The following is a 20,560-nucleotide window of genomic DNA, read 5'->3' as shown; positions in this document are numbered from 1 at the left end:
AAAAATAAAGTTGTAAATCAAAGTTGGGAGGATTAAATATGGAAAGAAAAAAATTCTTAGCATTAGTTATATCAACTATATTCATGTTTTCATTATTTACAAGCAATGTATTAGCTGTGAGTAATGAAAAGGAGAATAAATCTTCTACAGAAACTAAAGGTCTAGATATTGAAGCAAGATCTGGATTATTAATAGAACCTACTACTGGGAAAGTACTATTTGAAAAAAATCAGCATGAACAATATGCTCCCGCTTCAGTTACAAAAATAATGACTATGCTTTTAACCATGGAAGCCGTAGATAGTGGGAAAATAAAGTTAAGTGATAAGGTCACTGTTAGCGAAAATGCTAAAAAAATGGGTGGAAGTACAATGTTATTAGACACTGGAGAAATCAGGACTGTAGAAGAATTATTAAAAGGTGTGGCCATAGCATCAGGAAATGATGCGGCAGTTGCTCTTTCGGAATATTTAGGTGGTAGTGAAGAAGCTTTTGTAGAAAAAATGAATAAGAGAGCAAAAGAATTAGGAATGAATAAAACTACTTTTAAAAACTGTACAGGATTGCCAAAGGATGGGCATATTTCAACTGCTTATGACATCTCAATAATGTCTAGAGAATTACTTAAACATCCTAAAATTCTAAAATATACTGGTACTTATATGGAAACCATATCAGAAGGAAGAAAAAGTCCTATTGAACTAGTTAATCATAACAAGTTGGTAAGATTTTTTAATGGATGTGATGGACTAAAAACTGGATACACACAAGAGGCTAAATATTGTATATCAGCTACAGCAGTTAAAAATAATGTTAGGATGCTATCAATAATTATGGGAGCACCAACATATAAAGTAAGAAATAAAGATGCATCCAATCTTATGAATTATGGTTTTTCAAAATTTGAGTTTAAGAACATAGTAAAAAAAGGTGAAGAGGTAGAAAAAATTGTATTTAATAAAAAGGGCGATAAATTTTTAATTGCTCGAGCTAAAGAAGAGTTTTCAATACCTGTAGAAAGAGGACAGGAAACCAAGATTGAAAAGAAAATAGTTATAGATAAAAGTAAAAAGCAATATAAGAGAGGAGAAATTATAGGTCACTGTGATGTTTTAATGGATGGAAAACCTATAGGGAAAATAGAAATCTATTCAGATAGAGATTTAAAAGCAGGCAACTTCCTTAACAATTTAAAAGATAATTTAAGTAAAATTTTTGATAATTCAATTTAAAACCTTTATTCCCTTACTTTATTATTTAATAAAGTAAGGGAATTTTTAATAGTACTAAAAGTTTATTTCTTGAAGTAACTCATGGTTAAATGATATAATTAATATGTTTTTATTCTATAACTATAGTTTTTAGTTTTAAAATTCATTTAATAAATTAAATTTCAATTTATTAAAATAAAATTTGGAGAGATTTACATGTCTATTAGTATTAAAATAGAAAATTTTGAAGGACCTTTTGATCTTTTACTACACCTTATTAAAAAAAATCAAATGAACATTTATGAGGTTAAAATTTCTGAGATTACTTATCAATATATTTCATACTTAAAAGCTATGGAAGAAATGGATCTTGAAGTTGCCTCAGAATTTGTAGTTATAGCAGCTACTCTTTTAGAAATAAAGTCAAAAGAATTATTGCCTAAAGTGACCATAGATGATGAGGAGGAGTCCAATGAGGCAGATTCAAAAGAAGAATTAATAGAGAAGTTAATTCAATATAAGAAATTTAAAGAAGTTGCTAAATTTTTAAGTAAAAAAGAAAATAATGAGGGAGTAGTATATTCTAAACCTGCTGAAATAATAGAAGAGGATAAGGTCTTAGATTTAAAAGAACTTTTAAAGAATATAACTTTATTAAAACTATATAATATTTTTAACGAAATTATAAATAATTATTATAGTAAACAAAATCTTGGAAATAGAATACCCAAGAGAATATCTATAGATAAGTATAAGATAGAAGATAAGATGGATTATCTTCAGCATATATTCAGACAACAAAAAAGAGGCTATTTTTCAGATATTGTTTTTCAATGTGAAAGCAAGGTAGAGGTTATTGTAACCTTTTTAGCAATGCTAGAATTAATACGATTAAAAAGAATAAAAGTAATTCAAGAAAATAATTTTACAGAAATATATATGGAAGAGGTGGAACAAGTTGATAAATAATGAAGAACAAATAGAAATAGAAGCCATACATGATAGTGCTAGATATTTTTCCATAATTGAATCTATATTATTTGTTTCAGGCGATCCTCTAAGTATAGAAATTATTGCAGATATAATTCAGTGTAGTAAGGAGTTTGCAATTAAGGTAATGCAAAACATGATGGAGAGTTATGAAGAGCATAGTAGAGGAATTAAGGTTATAAAACTTCAAGATACATATCAGTTAGTTACCAAAGGCGAAAACTCACAATATATACAAAAACTATTAAAAACAAATACAAGACAATCATTATCTCAAGCAGCATTAGAGGTTTTATCCATAATAGCATACAAACAACCTATTACCAGAATTGAAATTGATGAAGTAAGAGGAGTAAAAAGTGATCGTGCCCTTGCTACTCTTCAAGAAAAAGGTTTAATTAAGGAAAATGGTCGTAAGGATATGCCAGGTAGACCTATATTATACAGTACTACTACAGAGTTCTTGAAGTATTTTGAATTAGAGGGATTGAATGAATTACCTAATATGGAAGACATAGCATTTGATTTAGAATCTTAAAATTGCCCGTAATAAATTCTTATTACGGGCAATTTTTTAATCATTATCTATGTTTTCCTTATTGCTTTGAGATTTATGACATTTTTTATCTTGCTCTTTATTTTTGCACATATCTTTTATAATTTCTAAAAATTGAGGAACAGAATCAATCAGTCTATCAGCTGTAGTTTCAGAATTTAGGGATACCATTCTGCATTTATCTCCTTTAATAACTAAAAAAGCTACAGGTTTTACAGATAAACCAGCACCAGAACCACCCCCAAAAGGGAAATCCTCACCTTTATTTTCTTCTCCTTGAGAATTTGGAATATCTGTTCCTGCAGAAGCAAATCCCATAGAAACTTTTGAAACTGGAATTACAGTACTTCCATCAGCAGTTTTAAAAGCATCACCTACAATAGTATTCACATCTACAAGGGTTCTAAGACTTTCCATAGTGTTTTGCAATAAGTTATCAATTGGATGATTATTTGACATTTTAAGTCCTCCTAACTTTATCTTTCTTAGAGCTTATATATAATTTTACTAATATATATATAATTTTTACTAAATTCAAGTAAATTATACCTTTAATCTTTATATCTAATTTTTCAGTATTATACTCTGGTGTTACTTTAATAACTAAGGGTTTTAAAATCACATACTTTGACAAATAAGTTAAAAGTATATTTAAACTACCATAAATAATTCCATAGAAAATAGCAGTCTCAAAAGCATCATCTAGACTATAATTAACAGATATATTAAAATTAAGTTTTGTTTTCTTTTTATTTTTTGAAGAAGATGATTTAGCTTTTGCAATATTACTAAGCTTAAATTTAGAACTCTTTATAGATTCACTAAGGCTTTCAATTATGGGTTTATTTTTAAAGCTTTTATTTTTTATATTAAAATTATAAACATATATATTTAATTCTTTTTCTATAAATAGGATATATATTTTTAAAGGTACAGGGAAAAATAAAATAAGACATAGAATTATTCCTATTATAATTAAGTATTTCATAATTTCCTCCAGACTTTTCTTAACCTTTTAGTTATTATATCCAATTATTCCTTTTTTATAAGAGAATAAATAATTTATTGTGAAGGGATGATAGTATGAATAAAAATATTTATAAAAGTTTTTTACTTGCTAGCATAATTATATTGAATTTGGTCTTTAATGTAGGTTTTGTTTACGGAAAAGAAATAAACAAAAATATCCATGTAAATGCCAGAAGTGCCATAGCCTTAGACAAGGAAACAGGTGTGGTTTTATATGAAAAAAATGCATATGAGGTAATACCAATGGCAAGCACAACAAAGATTCTTACAGCTCTAGTTGCTATAAATTATGGTGAATTAGATAAAGAATTTACAATCTCTAAAAGAGCAGATAAAATACACGGTTCTACCATAAAATATAAAGAGGGAGAAAAGGTTACTTTAAGAGAATTATTGTATGGATTAATGTTTAAATCAGGAAACGATGCAGCAATTGCTATTGCGGAGGGAATATCAGGTTCTGTAGAAGAATTTTTAAAGCTTATGAATGAAGAAGCTTTAAGATTAGGAGCGACTAATACTCATTTTGAATCTCCACATGGATTGGATAGCGATAACCATTATACAACAGCTTATGATTTAGCACTAATAACTGCAGCAGCAAAAAGAAATAAAGTTTTTGATGATATAGTTAAAAGCAAAGAAATTACTAAAGAAAAACATGAATTCACAAGAGACTATAATAATATAAATAAGTTACTATATAGTATTCCTGATTGTACAGGAGTTAAAACAGGTTATACAGGGAAAGCAGGTAAATGTCTAGTTTCTTCCTTTGATGTAAATGGAAGAGAAGTTATTGTAGTAACATTAAATTGTTCTGCAAGGTGGCAAGAGAGTAAGAAAATTTATGAATATGTAAAAGGAAACTTTAAAGAAGTAACTTTAAAAAATAAGGGTGATATTGTAGGAGAAGTAAAGGATAAAAAGGGCAAGGTAATTCCTATATATGTTAATGAAGATATAAAGTTACCAATAAAAAATGGAGAAAACTTTAATTGTAAATTAGAGATAAATGAATTTAATTTAAAAGATACAAAAGTTCATAAGGACTCTTTTATAGGGGAATTAAGGGTGTTAAAGGGAGATAAAGAAATTTATTCTTATCCAGTTTTTAACAAAGATGAAATACTTAATGAAAAAACTTTTATGGAAAAACTAAAGAGTGGGTTTTAAACTTAAAAGTATAATTTTTAAATATAACTTATATTTAGTTATGATATTAAACTTAAATTAGGCAAGAATGTCTTTAATAAGAACATTCTTGCCTAAGTTTTTTTCTATGCAGTTTTTAATTTATATAGGTAAAAATAAAAAAGTTAATAACTTAAATAAGCTTCTCTGAAAATATATTTGTAAGCTCTAGTTTTTCTATCCTATTTTTTATTTCTTCTACGTCTGTAGTGTAAAGTCCAAACTCCTTCATTCTATCAAAGTATACTGAACCTGCAAAGGTGTATCTACTCTTCTTGTCATTTTTTTGAAGTAGCCTATAGTTTGCATAGGATATAATATCACCTATACAGCTTTCTTTAGGTATAGCTAAAAGTGCTTTATTAGCCAAGTATCTTGCTGCGTTATGCCCAGCTAATGAACCAGTACAAATAGCTTCTGCTAGACATAACAAATCGCAACTTTTGTCCAAGATTAACCATGTTAGAAGGTTCCAGTGGGGAACCTATTTTTTTTTATGTGCTCCCCACAGCTTAACATCTATATTTCCAGTATCTCCACTCCATGTAACTTTATCTAATACAGAACTTAGTAAGAATTTTTTGTGTTCAATATCTTCTGTTTCATCTATTAATTGTGAAAAATTCTGTAATTGGTTTATTATAAAATCAATGTTAATATCAACTTTTTTATTTTTTTCAGTTCTTGAAGTGATAACACTGAGTTTTTCTTTTATTTCATTTAATTCACTTTCATTCTTTTCAATTTCATCAATTATATATTTTGCCGCAGTAGAAGAGGAATTCTGGGATAACTGCTTTACTAAGTTTTCTATAGCTGTCTCCTTAACTTTTAAAGAACTATTAAGAAGATCTAATTCATTAGAATTATCTATTTGTGATGCAACTTCTTCTTTCGCTTTAGATAGTTCCTTAACAAGTAATCCGTTGTCTTTAGTTACTTTTTTTAGTTCATTTATAACTGCTTTTTCTACATCAATAGTTCTAACATTTTCATTATTGCATCTGGTCCCTTTAGAAGCTATTTTCATAGAACATGCATAGTAAAACCTTGTATTGCCTTCCTTATCTTTAGAACCATGTATAACAGTCATAGGAGAGTTACATTTATCACACCTTATTAACCCAGTTAAAAGAGCATTATGAGTTTTGCCTAGTCTAGGTGCTTTTGTTTTGTTGGCTTTTAGTGTAGATTGTATTTCTAGCCATTTGTCTGCTTCTATTATCCCCTCATGCTTAGCTATAGCTGCTATCCATTCTGTAGTATCTCTATATTGATTTTGTCCCTTCTTTTTATTATAAGTTAAAATCCCATGCTTGCCATCAGGAGTTCCAACACATGTTATTTTTAATCTTTCTAGATACTCAAAAACTTTTTCATCTGCCTTTACATAAGTAGGGTTTTGAAGTAAATCTGATACTGCTCTAACGTTCCATTCAGCTCCTAACTTAGTTTTATATTTATGTTCTAAAAGCCATTGTGTAACTTTTCTAAGGGATTTCAATTCAGAGTACTTCTTATAAATTAACGTAACTAATTTAAGCTCATCACTAATTGGAGACAATTTATACATTGTTCTTTCTTTATACTCTTGATCCATGTAGATTATTTGTTCACTTTCAAACCCTAATGGGGTTTGGCCACCTAACCATCTACCGGATTTAGCAAGTTCGAGCATATTATCTCTAACACGTTCAGCAATAGTTTCTCTTTCTAATTGCGCAAAGACAGAGGCTATAAAGACCATTGCTTTACCCATTGGCGTGGAGGTATCAAACTGTTCTTTAATAGATACAAAGCTTACATTATTACTTTCAAGAAGCTCAAGGGTAGAAGAAAAGTCTGCTACATTTCTACTTATACGATCTAATCTATAACATATAAGTATATCAAAGTTCTTTTTCTTAACATCTTTAAGTAGCTCTTGGAACTTAGGTCTATTAGTATTCCCTCCTGAAAAACCTTCATCTTCATAAATTTTAAATTCATATTTTTCTTCAGGGAAGTTTCTTTTTATATACTCTTTACACATCTGCACTTGATTTTCTATGCTTTCGCCCTTACCTGTAAACTTAGATTTCCTAGAATATATTGCTACAATCATTATTTATCCCCCAAATCACATAAACATTTATATTTTTTAGTACAATATTTACACTCTATTGTACAACGTATTAGCAATCTAGGGCAAACATTCAATTCATGTGCAATTTTAAATAGCATACGTATTGTAGGGCTTTTCTCTTCTCTTTCAATTGCAGATAAATAACTTTGGCTAACTCCAATTTTTTTAGCAAGTTTATTTTGGCTTAATGTTTTTTTCTCTCTGTATTTTTTTATATTTACCTTTTGTTGCATTTTGTATCCTTTCTATAACCTATCTTTTAGATTATAACTTAATTTCAAATATAAATAATTATAAATATATTACATAAAGATACATTATATGTTAATTAGGTTATAAGAAGTCGAGCACTAGCTCGGACAGAGCTAACTTTTTGTTATACAATTAAATTATAATCTATGTGAAAATTTTGTTTAATGTAGTTGAATTTTGGATTAATATATGATATTATCTAACTTGTAGTTTTAAAACATTATAAAATACACAACGAGGTTTTTACATAGTTTAATACATAATAAAAAAATGCATACTGTTGACTTTAGGCAATATTGATTAAAGTTTCGTAAGTATTTTTTGAATTATGCTATGTAAAGACCTTGTTTTTAACCTTTATATCGAACATAAGTTCGGAAAATGCATTTTAATACCTAAGGGGATATAATATAATATCAACTGAAAATACAGGAGGGGTTATATGGATAAATGTCTAAGGGATATCATAGAATTAATTAGGGGGAATGAAAACTTAATCGAAATAGAAGTTCTCAGTGAATATATAAAATATGAATTAGAAAAAAAGAAGACTACTCTTGAGACGTAGTCTTCTTTCTGTTTTTAATATACATATTTATTGCTGATTTTATAATATTCATTGTGTCTTCATTCCAGTTATCTTCATTTAAAGCCCCAGTATCTATTAAAGCATTTAATATAGATAGAGTAGTTTCAGCTGCAGAACGGTCTTCTTTTGATTCTAAGTTGTTATAGTTTTCTTTAAGAACTTTTAAAGCATAATTTAATAATAAATTTTCGTCTATACCTTCTTTTTCATTATCGAATAATTTATTTAAAGCCTTTGATGTGTGTCCAGTCCCATCAAATAAACTTGATTCCAATCTATTTCTTACATCTGTATTACCTAATAAGTAATCGACAGTACAATCAAATATTTTAGCCAATTCATTTAATATTGGAGGCTCAGGTAAGTTAGTCCCATTTTCCCATTTACTAACTGATTGTTTAGTAACATGAACTTTCTCTCCTAGTTGTTCTTGTGTCAACTTTAAATTTCTTCTTTCGTTTTTTATTCTGTCTCCAGTTATACTCATTGAATCACCCCATTTCTTTCACTACATAATATTATAAACTATTAGTTGACTATATAAAACAAAGTCACTTTTAAATATACTTTTTATTAAAAACAAGAATAATTTTATTGAAAATGATTAAAATACTATTGACAGTAACTTTAAAGTTGACTATAATAAAACCATAGTTAGTCAACTACAAGGTGACATCATGAGTGGAGGTGAAATTATGTCAAACGTTATAAGAGCTTTAAGAACCTTAAAAGGTATAAATCAAGAAGAGATATCTAAACGCATGAAGATGGGTATCTCTACCTACAATTTAAAAGAAAATAATCCAGACTTATTTACAGTAGCAGAAGCAAAAAAATTAATAGAAATACTGGATGCACCTTATAGTATTTTTTTTGAAAAGGAAGTCAACTTAAAAGTTACTATGTAACATTAGTTTATGTAGAATTAAAAAAATTAAATTAGTGAACAAAAGGGGGCTTTGGAATTATCACACTTATCAATATAAATCATATATTAAAAAATAGAGAGTAATTTCGAGAGGAGGAGAACATTGGCTAGAAAAAGCAAAGTTAAGACTGTTACAGTTCATTATACTACACCAGAAAATGAAGAAGAATTTGAAAACAGAAAAGCAAAGGCAATAGCCAAGGTTCTTGCGAAGACATTACCTCTAGAAGAAATTGATAAGCTTATAGAGTTTTATAAAAAGGAGGGATAACGTGAATAAACACTTGATAGTATGTGATGAATTAGAAGCAGTGCAAAGCTTTAATGTTAAACCCAATTTATATGTTTCACTAAATGGAGTTATTTTTAAAAGCGGTGTAGTTTCCAGTGTAGAATTCGTAAAACATAGGTTTTCAGATAGAGATCGTATTTTTATAAATCTTTATATGGGGCAAATAGAAGTATGCACTGTAATAGCAACAGATAATTATGTTATCGAAGAAGATGATTCAATCAATACACTTAGGATTAGAAAGGTAAACTAGGGGATAGAAATCAATAAAAAATAGGAGACAAAAAGCATAAGTGAAATGCTACAGGAGGAATAATATGAAAGAGTGGTATAAATGCCCTACATGCGGGCAAAAAATGCTAATGATAAATCCTTCTAAAAAGATAGAAGGTGTCTACATTAAATGTAAAAAGTGTAGACAGGAAATAGAAGTTAAAAACGAGCCAAAGTCAGAGCCAACAGCTTAGGTTGTTTTATGAGCCAGAACTAGAGCCAACTATTTTATACATTTATTTGTATATATAGTTGGTTTTTTGTTTTTGTTAGGCTAAACAGCCTTTTTTAAAAAAATACTTTTCTTAAAAAAGAAAACACTTTCTCAATATATTCTATGCAAGCGAGTTGAGAAAGTTGACTAAATAAAAAAAATAAGGTGATTAAAATGACACAAGCACAGCTTTTAGAACAAAGAGTTAGGGAATTAAGAAGAAAAATTCTTCACACTCATGATAAAGGGACTAGAGAGATATATAAAAGCCACATTAATTTTTTACAAAGTGAAAAGGAGAGGATCTTATGTCAAACCAAATAGCCAAATTAGGAGACGGAGAAGTATTTATAAAGCAAACCCCGTCAGGTGGAATTAAGGCTGTTAGGGCTAAGTTAAAGCTTCATGAAAAGCAAGGCCACATAGCAGTTATACAGGGTAAAGCAATGATTACCGCTGCAGGTTATAACGAAATGAATAAGTTTGCAGGTGTAAGTATTATAACTCCTGAAAAACTTACTTTACCTGATGGAACAGTAGTTGTTAATCCTTATCCAATTATAGATAAAGAAAGTGGATCCATAAGCAAAGTTTGGGTAAAAAAAATAGCCATAGGATACAGCCCTATAGGTAACTTAGTCCTAACAAGTTCAACACTACTTTATGACATACAAATGTATCTTATACAGGACTTAATGGGAAAGGTCCAATATAACAAAAGTTGTGGGAAAGTATGTATGGAAACTTCATTAACGGAAGAAGAAAAAAGAAGAGGTGCTTTTTACAGAATAGAAGGTCCTTTAGGAATTTGGGTAAATCCTGAAGACAAAGAGGTGCTTAAAGCTATTAGCACTTATATAAACAACAAATTATTTGCAGAAAGAAAAGCACAAACCATAGCAGAAAGAAACGTCCTAAAAAAACACCCATCATTAAGTCAGGTTTATGTAGAAACTACAGGTCCAGATAAAAACCATGTTGGAATGGTTGATGTTTATGGTTGGACACATGACCTTACTAGAGAGGATCTTCTTAAACTTGCAAAGATAGCTGAAGAAGGTAAGAATATTGAAAATTACAAAGGAACAAAAGTAGATATTATAGATGCAAATGTAATAGATGAAATTCAAGAAGAAGATTTATACACATCAAGAGATGAAGAAGAAATTACCCCAGAATTACCTGAAAGCACAGGGTCTCAACCAATGCAACATATAGATATCCAGGAAAGGGAAAAGGTAGAGGTTTCAAATAAGCAAGAGAAAGAAAGAGAGAATCAACTACGAATGGGATTAGAAGAAAGCAAGAACATTCTAGGTGATGAAGAGTTTGATAAGGTAATTCAAGAGAATTTCAGAAAGCCACTTGAAGACTTAACAGTAGGTCAACTTGAAATGGCTAAGGCACTTATAAATTCAAAATTAGATAGTGAGGTGTTTTAGATGATAAAAGGAATAGTAATGGAGAATATCAAAGGTCAAAACCTTGTGCAGGAGCTTACAGGTAAAGACATAATCATAGGTTCAAATGGAGTAGGTAAAACTACAAGGCTTCAAGCTTTAGGAGTTGCACTTTTAGGTTATGTTCCAGGTCAAGGTAAGAAATCAGATGAAACCTTTAAGTTGTCTAATGCAGATAGCATGGTGGTTGGACTTAATACAGAAGATTTTAATTTCACTAGAGAGTTTAAGAGAAAGGTAACTAAAAGTAAAGATGGTTCAACTAAAGAAAGTATTCAGCAATCTTTAAATGTTAGCCCTTCAAAAGGTGAAACTAAAATAGCTGAAAAGGAAGCTAGGATACTTTCTGAATTAGGAAGTTTACCAGTAATGCTAGATTTTAATGAATTTCTAAGTTTATCAGATAGCAAAAGAAGAGAGTTTATATATAACTTAGCAGGATTTAATTCAGATAAATGGACTAAAGACAAAGTTAAGGATTATCTACAAAATAATCTTCTAACTACAGAATTAGAGGTTAATAGTCCAGAACAATATGAGCTTATGGAAACAATTATTACAGATGTTTTGAAGGAGTATCCTGAAAAATATGATATTACATCAGGACTTCAAAGCATGATTGATTGGACTAAAACTAAATTAAGTTACTGGAATGATGAAAAGAAAAGAGCTACTGCTGCAGTACAAAAACTTGGAGAATTAAAAAATAAATTAAGTGATACAGATAGAAACCTTAAATCAAATAAAGAAGAAATAGAAAAGCTTCAAGCAGAGCTTGTAAAGGTAGAAAAACAGATAAGTGAAGATACTCAAAAGAAAAAGAATATAGATGCAAGGTTAGAGAAAATAGAGCAGCTTAAACAAGCTATAGCTGATGAACAGCTTAAAGAATGTTCTATAAAAGTAGCTGAAACTGAAAATAAAATAAAAGAGTTTAAGGCACAAATTAAGCAAGTTGACAATTCAGAAAAACTACAGACATTAGACCTGAAGTTAAACCAAAAAAGAAATGACTTAAAGAAATTAACAAATGACATGAATGAAGTAAAAGAAAATGGACTTAAGGTTAAGGCTGAAATATCTACAAGTACAGACTTAGTAAACAAGGTTAAAAAAGTTGGTGGTAAGTGTGTACTAGATCCCAAAATAGCTTGCAATAAAGACTTTAGTAAATTTGTAGCTTATACAGAAGGTCAAAACAAAACTAAGGAAATGCAAAGACAAATACTTGCTGACACATATAAAGAGTTAGACCAAAAATATAAAGCTATTGAAGAAGAGATTAATAAGCTTCAGGAAGAAAGTAAAAAGCTATCTACAGAAGAGTTGCAGGCTAATAGAAATAATAACTCTATAAATGCAGAAATAAACAAGTTAGAAAATTTATTAAATCAAGCTAAGTCATTTGATACTTTACAAACTGAAAAGATAGCTAGATTAAAAGAGGAATTAAGTAAGCTTCAAAATGAACCAGTAGATCCTATAGCACCAATTGACATTTTAGAAAAACAGGCAGAAGGCATTAGAAACAATATAGGCTCCTTGAAAACTAAAATAGATGAACAGGAAAAAGCTAAAACAACTCTATCTAACCTTAAATCAAGCATGATAGATAGTAAGACAGCAGAGTACAACTATATTAACTTTAAGTCTTTAGATGAAACCTTAGGAGCAAAAGGACTTCAAGGGGAATTAGTTAAGGAAACTTTAGAGCCTATACAAGTAGATATTCAAGGCAATTTAAGTGCAATGGGAATAGAAAATGAATTTTATTTTACAACTGAAACTGCTGGAGGAAAAGAAGTATTCCAGTTTGGTTGGAAAGATAAGTTTGGAGATAAAAGAAACTTTGATGCACTAAGTACAGGACAACAGATGATATTACTTATAGCAATGCTTACAACATTTATAGAGAAGGCTAATCCTAAGTGCAAAATACTTGCTATAGATAATATTGAAAACCTTGATAGTGACAACTTTAAAAGAGTTATAGAAGGACTAAACAAGATATGTAATAAGCTAGATAACATTATTTTAAGTGGTGTTATTGGTGTTACAGAAGTTGAGGGATTTAAAGTTTGGGACTTAAACAATAATTAGGAAGTGATACCTTGAATATTGGAGATAAAATAAAGCATTTAAGAAAAGAAAAAGGGTTAACTCAACAAGAATTGGCGATCAGATGCGAACTATCTAAAAATGCTATATGGAATTATGAAAACAATAAAAGAAACCCCAATATTGAAACATTAACTAAAATAGCTCAAGCTCTTGGAGTTGATATTAACAAGTTATGTAACTATGAAAAGAATAATAGCATAGGAGAAAAAATTAAAGAGTATAGAAAACTTTCAAAATTAACCCAAGAACAATTAGCCAAAATAGCTGGAATTTCAGCCTCTTATTTACAACAACTAGAGTTAGAGCAAAAGGGAAACCCAAGTATAGAAACTTTAACTAAAATAGCGAAAGCTTTAAATATACCCATAAGCAAAATAATGGGAGAAAACCCTAAAGAGATAGATTTATCCAGTATACAGACTAAAGACTTAATAGAGGAATTAAACAAAAGAACAGATTTTGAAATAACCTTAGAGGTAAAGTGAGGTGAATAAACATGACTAAAACCTATGAAGTTGATGGAATAGAATACACAGCTTCAAACCATAGAATGAGATACAATCCAGAGTTTCATGAAAACCACGGTAAACCATTTACAAAAGATGATTTGATATATATGTGTTCAATGTGGGATTCAATGAAAAAAGCTGATATAGCAATGGCATTAGGTAAAACTCATGGAACTGTTCTTGCTAAAGTTTATGAATTAAGAAAAAAGAAATTATTTGATTATTATAAAAAGTTAGGAAGTGAGTAAATGCTTAATGAAGCTCAAATAAAAGCGGTAGAAAGTGAAAGCGAAGTAATACTTTGCTTAGCAGGAGCAGGCACAGGGAAAACAAGTACTTTAACTAGCAGAATAGCTCATTTATACAACAATAGAGTAGGTTGTAGCAGTATGTTAGCCTTAACATTTACTAGACTTGCAGGTAAGGAAATGAAGGAAAGAGTTATAAAACTCATAGGATCAGAAGGAGAAAATTTATTTTGTAATACCTTCCATGCATTTTGTGTAAAGGTCCTAAAAGAATATGGATATCTCCTAGGGTATGATAAAGAATTTACTATCTATGACCAGGAAGATAGAGAAGCGATAATCTCTAAGATCATTGAAGAATTTAGTTATGGTAAATATACAAACACTAAAGCAGTTTTAGCAGTGCTTGATGGTAGTAGGGAACTAGATTGTGGAGAAGAGGAACAGGCAATTAACGAATATTACTGGGTGCTTAAAAGAAATAATGCATTGGATTTAGATATGTTGCTTACTGAAACTTTAAAACTTCTTACAGAGCATACAGAGGTTCAACAGAATTATAGCAGTCAATATGAATATATGTTTGTTGATGAATTTCAAGATACAAATGATATACAAATGCAGATTATAAAAGCTCTAAATCCTAGAAATTTATTTGTAGTAGGTGATGATTTTCAAAATATTTACACATGGAGGGGGGCTAAACCAGAGTATATCATTAATTTTGAAAAATATTATCCTAACTGTGAAATCATAAAACTTGAAGATAATTACAGAAGTACAGAAGCAATTATTACTGCAGCTAATAATCTTATAGCTCACAATGAAAATCAAACTAAGAAAGTCTTAAAAGCTAATAAAACTGGTGCTGAAATAGAATACATTGAAGCTGAAAACATAGCAAATGAAGTAAATGTTATAGCAGGAAAGATACTTGAAGATAGTCAGTATTCAAATTATGCAATATTGACTAGGACAAATAAACAAATGGAACCTTTTATTCAAACATTTAAAGCTTTCAATATTCCATACCAGGTATTAAGCAATAAAGAGGATCCATTAAAAAAATATGATGTAAGAATGATTTTAAGCATTTTAGAAGTGGTTTTAAACCCTCAAGATGATAATACTCTAAGGAAGGTAATAAACTTCCCTACAAAGAGATTAAATGCACTTAAAATGCAAGAATTAGAGAAAATAATGGTAGACGAAAGCATTGATTTCATGGAAGCACTAGAAGGTATAGAAGAGGTTCAGGAGCTTATGCAGAGATTAGATTCAATACACACTTATATAACAGAAGAGTGTTCAGAAGCTTCTAAAGCATTTAATATAGCTGCATGGAAATTAGAAATCCCATTAAAGTATTCAAAAGAAAATAGAACAAACAAAATACAAGAAATAGAGTTAGCTTTAAATGTTATAGGGAGATGGGAAAACATTCAAAGAGATTTAGGAGAAAGCACAGATATATCAGCATTTTTAAAATGGATACACATGAAGGATATACAAGAGAAATTAATGGAGCAAAGGGATGCAGTAAAAATTATGACAGTGCATGGCTCCAAAGGATTGGAATTCCCCACAGTATTTGTAGCAGGCATGAACCAAAATGTATTTCCTTCAAAACGTGGAGATTTAGAAGAAGAGAGAAGGCTTTTCTACGTAGCAATTACTAGGGCAAAAGAAAAATTATATATCACTAGATCCAAGAAAACCTTGAATTGGGGTGGTGATGAAGTACCTATAGAAGAAAGCCAATTCATAAGTGAAATGTTTAAGGAGGGTTAAAGATGATAAACAAGGATTTTAACACAAGGATAACAACAGAGATTACAGAGATAACTTTTGATAAAGAAGAAGCTGTAACAAGTGCAAGATTAAAAACAGAAGAGGGATTAAGCAATTTAAAAAAGTTTGTGTTAATTGACATAAGTAATCCACTTGAAAATGAGATTATATTATACAACTTAAGAGAAGGCGATAAAGAAAAAGCTTGTGAGTTACTAGAGAAAACATTATTTGATGAACCTTCTTACAGTGAATTAGATTCATTGTGTGATAGTTTAAAATCTGAAAACGAAGAGTTGAAAGCTGAAATAGAAGAACTGAAAGAAACTATTCAGCTAAGGGATAAAAGATGGGTATAAAAAATACACCCTGTAGCGAGGGTGCACTTTAAAAGTAACAGTTTGGGTACAGAGCTTAGAGCTCTTACCCTCATTATACAAAATTATTACGGTTTAGTATATGCCGAGGGGGAATTTTTATGTGTAAATCTAAGAAAAAAATCAAAAGAATAATTCTTACATGGTTAATGCGAACAGTTACAATAGCAGTATTTTGGGGAGGTTTTATTGCAGTAGCATTAATCATCTATGGATAACAAAGGAGGGCTTATAATGGCTTTGATTAGACAGAAGAACAATCTAACTAAAGATGAAATAGCCGAATTAATGGGGTTGGTAACAGAATGAAATATACAGTGCATGGATTCAGTCAACCCAAAGCTGTAGAACTTGACTTAGACATGAATGACCTTGCTATATTAAGATATTTTGTAGATTTTAAGGATAGCGGGAAGATGTATTCTGAAATTATAGACGGCAAGACATATTACTGGCTCAAATATGAAGGAGTAATAGAGCAATTACCAACATTAAAACTAAAAAAAGATGCTATATATAGAAGAATTAAAAAAATGTGTTCATTAGGGATACTTGAACATAAAACAATAAAAAGAAAAGGCGTATATTCCTTTTATACATTAGGTCCTAGATATATAGAAATGGTATCGGATTTAAATCCGAATGACTTGTCCAAAAATACACCTGTCGGATTTAAAACCGAATGGGGTTCGGATTTAAAACCGGAAGGGTACGGATTTAAAACCGGAACAAATAATTCTTCTATTAATAATTCATCTAATAATGTTATTATAGAAAACCTACAGGAAATAATTGACTACTACTGCTCTAAGGCTTTAATTTTAGAAACTAACATGAAACCAGCTGAGATTCAAGCAGCTATAAAAATAGTAGAAGACAAGATGCCAATTAACATAGTTAAGCAAGGTATAGACATAGCATTTAAAAACTTTAAGCCTAACTTTGAAGGTGATAAAATTAAGACTTTTAAATATTGTGTACCAGTAATAAGAAGCTTATGGGCAAAAGAAATTGTAAAGAAAGAAGGTGCGAAAGGTGGAGCAGATAGGAACAACTCTGGAGAGGAACTTAGACAACAAGGAATTGGAATATAAGTTAAAGACTTGTCCTAAATGTGGGGAACCTATAAATAAAAAAATTGAAATTTTAAATAAACCAATGATAGTACCAGTAATGTGCAGTTGCAGAAAAAAAGAGCTTAAAGAAAAAGAGATAAGAGAACAAAATCGAGAAAAGCAGATAAGAGTTAAACAGATTATAAATAACAGCTTAATGGATCAGAAGTTTAAAAACAGTACCTTTGAGAATTGGGATTTTACTAAGGGAACTAAAAAAATGTATGAAGTAGGCAATAAGTATGCAGATAGGTTTCAAGAAATGAAAAAAGAATCATTAGGACTTTTAATATACGGAGAACCAGGCAATGGAAAAACATATACTGCAGCATGTATATCAAATGCATTAATAGATAAGATGGTCCCAGTAATATGCGTGAGTATAAATGCTCTTTTAGAACGAATAAAAGAAACTTACAACAGGTTTGGGAATGAAGGGGAAGATACAGTTTTGAGGAGCTTATCAAATGCAGACTTGCTAATAATAGATGACTTGGGGACAGAACAGGATACAATTTGGTCTAGACCTAAAATTTATAACATTTTAGACAGCAGATATAGAAACAGCTTGCCACTTATAATTACAACTAATTTACCATTGAGGGAATTGGAAAATAGGTATGAGAAAAGGACTTATGACAGGCTTTTAGAGATGTGTACTCCAGTATTAAATGACGGCAAGAGCATAAGAGTAGAAAAAGCTAAAGAGAAAACAAGGATACTGAAAGAGTTATTAGATTAAAAAACTGGGGGGATTAAAAATCAATAAGCTTAAAAAAGAATTGTATAAAAGCATTTATAAATATGGCTTAACACATAGCAAAACAGTGTGCTTAAGTCAAACATTAGATACATTCGTAGTTAAAAAACAATTAGGGGGAGAAAAAAATGGAAGTTGAATAAAAGGCAAGATGAAATAATGAAGCTTCAAAGGGAAGAAGAGCTTCTAAGGTCTTATATGTTATCAGAGGAGATAATAGATAAGACAGTAGGAAAAGCTATGGCGATTCTTAAGGCAGATAACCGAACAGGGGTAGAAAGCATAAGAAAGCTTAATGAAATCATAGAGGTGATGAAATGCTCACAGCAATAGCAATTATAACCTTTTTAGCAATTATAAAAGCATTCATAGATTTAATTGTGCGAGGTGAGGAAGATGGAGAATAAGCTAACACCTTATGATCACATGCTTGAAACAGTAAAGCTTTTAGAAAGAAGGAAGAAGGCTAGAAAAAAAGCAGAGAAGGAAGCTGAGGAACATTCCATAGACAATACGTATAGAGTTAAAAGTCAATTATATCATTCACGAATAAATAAGCTTAGTAGGTATTAGGGGGGGAGAAGATAGTGAAACTTAAACATATAAGCAACATAAAGTGGATAGGCGGTAAACATGGAAAAGAAGAAAAGTACCTGGAACTTATGCCAGACCATAAAATATTTGTGGATTGTTTCTTTGGATGCGGAGCAGTACCTTTTTATAAAGAAACAGTTAGTCCTGTAAAACTTACGGTAGTAAATGATATAAACGATAGGCTTATAAATTATATGATGGTCCTTAAAGATAATCCGGAAAGGTTATATAAAGAATGCAGCTCATTACCCTATAGTGAAAGTTTATTTGAAAAATGGAAGTGGGAGCCATGGCCGGAAGATAAATTAGAATCAGCAGTAAGATTTTATTATCTTATGAGGGTTTGTTTTGGTGGAGGAGGTCACAAATATAAAAATGGTATAGGATTATCCAAAACACAAAATAAGGCCAAGCAATTAATTACTGCAACAGAACTTATTCCTAAGATGGCCGGACTAATAAAAAACTGGAATATATTAAACAGAGATTTTGAAGAAGTAATAAAGTTTTATGATACAAAAGATACATTATTTTTCTTAGATCCACCTTATCATTCACATGAGGATATGTACTATGGAGGATTTGAAGAGAAGGACCATATAAGGTTAAAGAAAAGGTTAGATAAGATAAAAGGCAAAGCAATGGTTTGTTATTATAGTAGTCCATTAATTGATGAATTATATCAAGATTGGTATATGGTGAAATACAGTACGGCCAGCCAAATAAAAAATAGAGCTGCGGGAGATAAGTGTCCTGTTAGGAATGAATTAATTTTAATGAATTATGAACCACCTGCAGAGCAATTAAAATTAATTTAAGAGGTTAGAAGTATGAAACAGGAAATAGAAAGTTATTTTAAAGAAAAATATGAAAAAGCAAGTTTTAGAGTAGTACCTGGACATTGGCCAGATTTTAAATCAAAAGATGAAGTTGATAAGTGGTTTAAGAGTATGGAATTGTTAGATGAATATTTCGAGGAGGATAAATAAACATGAAAGAGTTTTATGGGAGCGTAAGTTTATCTGCGAGAGTTAGTTTTACTATTGAAGCAAAGGATAAAGAAACAGCAGAAGATATTGTATTTGAAGATATGGAAGGATTAGAAATTGCTTTAAAAGATGGGAGTAAGGTAGAAATATCTGAAATTAATTGGGAATTAATTAATGAAGCTAGAAGAGGAAATGTAAGAGAACCTAATATAGATGATTTTGAAATATACGAAGAAAAGGACAATTCAGATTTAGAAATGGATTGTTTAGTATGCAACTTAGGTAAGGAAAGAGCTTGTTGCGATTGTTGTAGAGATTGGGATAATGAGGAGGATGAATAAACATGAATAATTTGGAATCACAAGAAATTAAAGATGATGCAAGTATGCTAGTTTATGAATTTCAAGGTACAAGAGCAGGGGAAACTATAAAAAAGTTATTAAAATACACAAATGAACTTGAAGAAATTCTAATAAAAAAACCCAATAAGGAGAATAACAAGGATGAATAAGACAACATTGGTTGGAAGATTATGTGCAGACCCAGAGTTAAAGTTTACACCAGGGAACGGAACAGCTGTTACAACTTTTACACTGGCAGTAAACAGAAGGTTTAAAAAAGAAGGTCAACCTGAAGCAGATTTTATTCAAGTAGTGGTTTGGGGCAAACAGGCTGAATCTACTGCAAATTACATGAGAAAAGGTAGTCAAATAGGTATTAGTGGCAGAATACAGACAAGGAACTATGAGGCACAAGATGGTACTAGAAGATATGTTACAGAGGTAATTGCAGAAGATGTTGAGTTTTTAGGAAGTAAAAATAGTGGGACAAGTAGCACAAGTGCAGAGCCTGACTACGGTAATGATGTAACACCTATAGATGATGATGTAATCCCATTCTAAACAAAGCAAGAACACATGAAGGCAAACCTACAAGGGAGGGT

The 20,560-nt window shown here is 30.2% G+C and carries 31 protein-coding genes; 25 read left to right on the top strand and 6 right to left on the bottom strand.

The genetic code is table 11. The features are described 5' to 3' along the window. Positions 1-38 precede the first annotated feature (38 nt). From FNZ64_RS13260 to scpB, 3 genes are all read left to right on the top strand, one after another. Positions 39-1,232: a D-alanyl-D-alanine carboxypeptidase family protein gene (locus tag FNZ64_RS13260; RefSeq protein WP_142415472.1), complete on the top strand. Its 1,194-nt coding sequence runs from the start codon at positions 39-41 to the stop codon at positions 1,230-1,232. Positions 1,233-1,427: 195 nt separating this feature from the next. Next, positions 1,428-2,180, top strand: coding sequence for a segregation/condensation protein A (locus FNZ64_RS13255; protein ID WP_142415471.1), 753 nt, complete (start codon positions 1,428-1,430; stop codon positions 2,178-2,180). Then, positions 2,170-2,739, top strand: coding sequence for an SMC-Scp complex subunit ScpB (scpB, locus tag FNZ64_RS13250; protein WP_185903794.1), 570 nt, complete (start codon positions 2,170-2,172; stop codon positions 2,737-2,739). The genes FNZ64_RS13255 and scpB overlap by 11 nt, the downstream gene beginning before the upstream one ends. 36 nt (positions 2,740-2,775) lie before the next feature. On the opposite strand, the gene ytfJ is transcribed toward scpB, so the two are convergent. Beyond that, the gene (ytfJ, locus tag FNZ64_RS13245; protein WP_142415470.1) at positions 2,776-3,216 is read right to left on the bottom strand and encodes a GerW family sporulation protein; all 441 of its coding nucleotides are present in this window, start codon (positions 3,214-3,216) and stop codon (positions 2,776-2,778) included. Position 3,217: 1 nt separating this feature from the next. Then, the gene (locus tag FNZ64_RS13240) at positions 3,218-3,745 is read right to left on the bottom strand and encodes a DUF2953 domain-containing protein (protein WP_142415469.1); all 528 of its coding nucleotides are present in this window, start codon (positions 3,743-3,745) and stop codon (positions 3,218-3,220) included. 95 nt (positions 3,746-3,840) lie between these two features. Here FNZ64_RS13240 and FNZ64_RS13235 point away from each other — a divergent pair, with 95 nt between their 5' ends. After that, positions 3,841-4,962 (top strand): D-alanyl-D-alanine carboxypeptidase family protein, encoded by a 1,122-nt coding sequence (locus FNZ64_RS13235; RefSeq protein ID WP_142415468.1) that lies wholly within the window; start codon positions 3,841-3,843, stop codon positions 4,960-4,962. Between the two features lie 151 nt (positions 4,963-5,113). Here FNZ64_RS13235 and FNZ64_RS13230 read toward each other — a convergent pair whose 3' ends face one another. From FNZ64_RS13230 to FNZ64_RS13220, 3 genes are read right to left on the bottom strand one after another with little or no spacing between them, the layout of a single operon-like run. Then, positions 5,114-5,431 carry a hypothetical protein gene (locus FNZ64_RS13230; RefSeq protein WP_243129283.1) on the bottom strand — a complete coding sequence of 106 codons (318 nt, stop codon included), beginning with the start codon at positions 5,429-5,431 and terminating at the stop codon, positions 5,114-5,116. 33 nt (positions 5,432-5,464) lie between these two features. Further along, a complete protein-coding gene (locus FNZ64_RS13225; RefSeq protein WP_142415467.1) occupies positions 5,465-7,084 on the bottom strand; it encodes a recombinase family protein in 1,620 nt (539 codons plus the stop codon). Continuing rightward, a complete protein-coding gene (locus FNZ64_RS13220) occupies positions 7,084-7,338 on the bottom strand; it encodes a helix-turn-helix domain-containing protein (protein WP_142415466.1) in 255 nt (84 codons plus the stop codon). The genes FNZ64_RS13225 and FNZ64_RS13220 overlap by 1 nt, the downstream gene beginning before the upstream one ends. Positions 7,339-7,799: 461 nt before the next feature. On the opposite strand from FNZ64_RS13220, the gene FNZ64_RS15045 reads away from it, so the two are divergent. Then, positions 7,800-7,925 (top strand): hypothetical protein, encoded by a 126-nt coding sequence (locus FNZ64_RS15045; protein ID WP_279233278.1) that lies wholly within the window; start codon positions 7,800-7,802, stop codon positions 7,923-7,925. Here FNZ64_RS15045 and FNZ64_RS13215 read toward each other — a convergent pair. Then, a complete protein-coding gene (locus FNZ64_RS13215; protein WP_142415465.1) occupies positions 7,909-8,433 on the bottom strand; it encodes a helix-turn-helix domain-containing protein in 525 nt (174 codons plus the stop codon). The genes FNZ64_RS15045 and FNZ64_RS13215 overlap by 17 nt on opposite strands. Before the next feature lie 208 nt (positions 8,434-8,641). Between FNZ64_RS13215 and FNZ64_RS13210 the strand changes: the two genes are divergently transcribed. From FNZ64_RS13210 to FNZ64_RS13135, 20 genes are all read left to right on the top strand, one after another. Further along, entirely contained in the window at positions 8,642-8,854 is a 213-nt protein-coding gene (locus tag FNZ64_RS13210; RefSeq protein WP_185903793.1) for a helix-turn-helix transcriptional regulator, read from the top strand. A gap of 123 nt (positions 8,855-8,977) precedes the next feature. Then, on the top strand, positions 8,978-9,145 hold the full coding sequence (locus FNZ64_RS13205) for a 4-alpha-glucanotransferase (protein WP_142415463.1): 168 nt from the start codon (positions 8,978-8,980) through the stop codon (positions 9,143-9,145). 1 nt (position 9,146) lies between these two features. Continuing rightward, positions 9,147-9,419: a hypothetical protein gene (locus tag FNZ64_RS13200; RefSeq protein ID WP_142415462.1), complete on the top strand. Its 273-nt coding sequence runs from the start codon at positions 9,147-9,149 to the stop codon at positions 9,417-9,419. A gap of 64 nt (positions 9,420-9,483) precedes the next feature. After that, entirely contained in the window at positions 9,484-9,633 is a 150-nt protein-coding gene (locus tag FNZ64_RS14810) for a hypothetical protein (protein ID WP_185903792.1), read from the top strand. A 328-nt stretch (positions 9,634-9,961) separates the two neighbouring features. Continuing rightward, a complete protein-coding gene (locus FNZ64_RS13195) occupies positions 9,962-11,095 on the top strand; it encodes a hypothetical protein (RefSeq protein WP_207705528.1) in 1,134 nt (377 codons plus the stop codon). Continuing rightward, a complete protein-coding gene (locus FNZ64_RS13190) occupies positions 11,096-13,213 on the top strand; it encodes a coiled-coil domain-containing protein (protein ID WP_142415461.1) in 2,118 nt (705 codons plus the stop codon). An 11-nt stretch (positions 13,214-13,224) separates the two neighbouring features. Further along, positions 13,225-13,719 (top strand): helix-turn-helix domain-containing protein, encoded by a 495-nt coding sequence (locus FNZ64_RS13185; protein WP_142415460.1) that lies wholly within the window; start codon positions 13,225-13,227, stop codon positions 13,717-13,719. An 11-nt stretch (positions 13,720-13,730) separates the two neighbouring features. After that, a complete protein-coding gene (locus tag FNZ64_RS13180) occupies positions 13,731-13,991 on the top strand; it encodes a hypothetical protein (RefSeq protein ID WP_142415459.1) in 261 nt (86 codons plus the stop codon). Then, positions 13,992-15,782, top strand: coding sequence for an ATP-dependent helicase (locus tag FNZ64_RS13175; RefSeq protein WP_142415458.1), 1,791 nt, complete (start codon positions 13,992-13,994; stop codon positions 15,780-15,782). A gap of 2 nt (positions 15,783-15,784) precedes the next feature. Next, complete coding sequence (locus tag FNZ64_RS13170) at positions 15,785-16,141, top strand: hypothetical protein (protein ID WP_142415457.1); 357 nt, start codon at positions 15,785-15,787, stop codon at positions 16,139-16,141. A 323-nt stretch (positions 16,142-16,464) separates the two neighbouring features. Then, positions 16,465-17,253 carry a hypothetical protein gene (locus FNZ64_RS13165; protein WP_142415456.1) on the top strand — a complete coding sequence of 263 codons (789 nt, stop codon included), beginning with the start codon at positions 16,465-16,467 and terminating at the stop codon, positions 17,251-17,253. Then, a complete protein-coding gene (locus tag FNZ64_RS13160; RefSeq protein ID WP_423244953.1) occupies positions 17,216-18,016 on the top strand; it encodes an ATP-binding protein in 801 nt (266 codons plus the stop codon). The genes FNZ64_RS13165 and FNZ64_RS13160 overlap by 38 nt, the downstream gene beginning before the upstream one ends. Then, complete coding sequence (locus FNZ64_RS15170) at positions 18,012-18,173, top strand: aspartyl-phosphate phosphatase Spo0E family protein (protein WP_142415495.1); 162 nt, start codon at positions 18,012-18,014, stop codon at positions 18,171-18,173. The genes FNZ64_RS13160 and FNZ64_RS15170 overlap by 5 nt, the downstream gene beginning before the upstream one ends. After that, on the top strand, positions 18,170-18,367 hold the full coding sequence (locus tag FNZ64_RS13150) for a hypothetical protein (RefSeq protein ID WP_142415454.1): 198 nt from the start codon (positions 18,170-18,172) through the stop codon (positions 18,365-18,367). The genes FNZ64_RS15170 and FNZ64_RS13150 overlap by 4 nt, the downstream gene beginning before the upstream one ends. A 63-nt stretch (positions 18,368-18,430) precedes the next feature. Further along, positions 18,431-18,607, top strand: a complete 177-nt coding sequence (locus tag FNZ64_RS14805; protein ID WP_185903790.1) for a hypothetical protein — start codon at positions 18,431-18,433, stop codon at positions 18,605-18,607. A 14-nt stretch (positions 18,608-18,621) separates the two neighbouring features. Continuing rightward, positions 18,622-19,446 (top strand): DNA adenine methylase, encoded by an 825-nt coding sequence (locus tag FNZ64_RS13145; protein WP_142415453.1) that lies wholly within the window; start codon positions 18,622-18,624, stop codon positions 19,444-19,446. Between the two features lie 12 nt (positions 19,447-19,458). Then, positions 19,459-19,617 (top strand): hypothetical protein, encoded by a 159-nt coding sequence (locus FNZ64_RS14800; RefSeq protein ID WP_185903789.1) that lies wholly within the window; start codon positions 19,459-19,461, stop codon positions 19,615-19,617. A 2-nt stretch (positions 19,618-19,619) separates the two neighbouring features. Next, the gene (locus tag FNZ64_RS13140; RefSeq protein ID WP_142415452.1) at positions 19,620-19,958 is read left to right on the top strand and encodes a hypothetical protein; all 339 of its coding nucleotides are present in this window, start codon (positions 19,620-19,622) and stop codon (positions 19,956-19,958) included. 2 nt (positions 19,959-19,960) lie between these two features. Beyond that, on the top strand, positions 19,961-20,128 hold the full coding sequence (locus FNZ64_RS14795) for a hypothetical protein (RefSeq protein ID WP_185903788.1): 168 nt from the start codon (positions 19,961-19,963) through the stop codon (positions 20,126-20,128). Beyond that, on the top strand, positions 20,121-20,519 hold the full coding sequence (locus FNZ64_RS13135; protein ID WP_142415451.1) for a single-stranded DNA-binding protein: 399 nt from the start codon (positions 20,121-20,123) through the stop codon (positions 20,517-20,519). Before FNZ64_RS14795 ends, FNZ64_RS13135 begins: the two co-directional genes overlap by 8 nt. Positions 20,520-20,560: the final 41 nt, after the last annotated feature.

This window comes from Hathewaya massiliensis (genome assembly GCF_902143515.1).
Lineage (GTDB): Bacteria > Bacillota > Clostridia > Clostridiales > Clostridiaceae > Hathewaya > Hathewaya massiliensis.
This window is presented reverse-complemented; position numbering and strand designations above follow the sequence as displayed.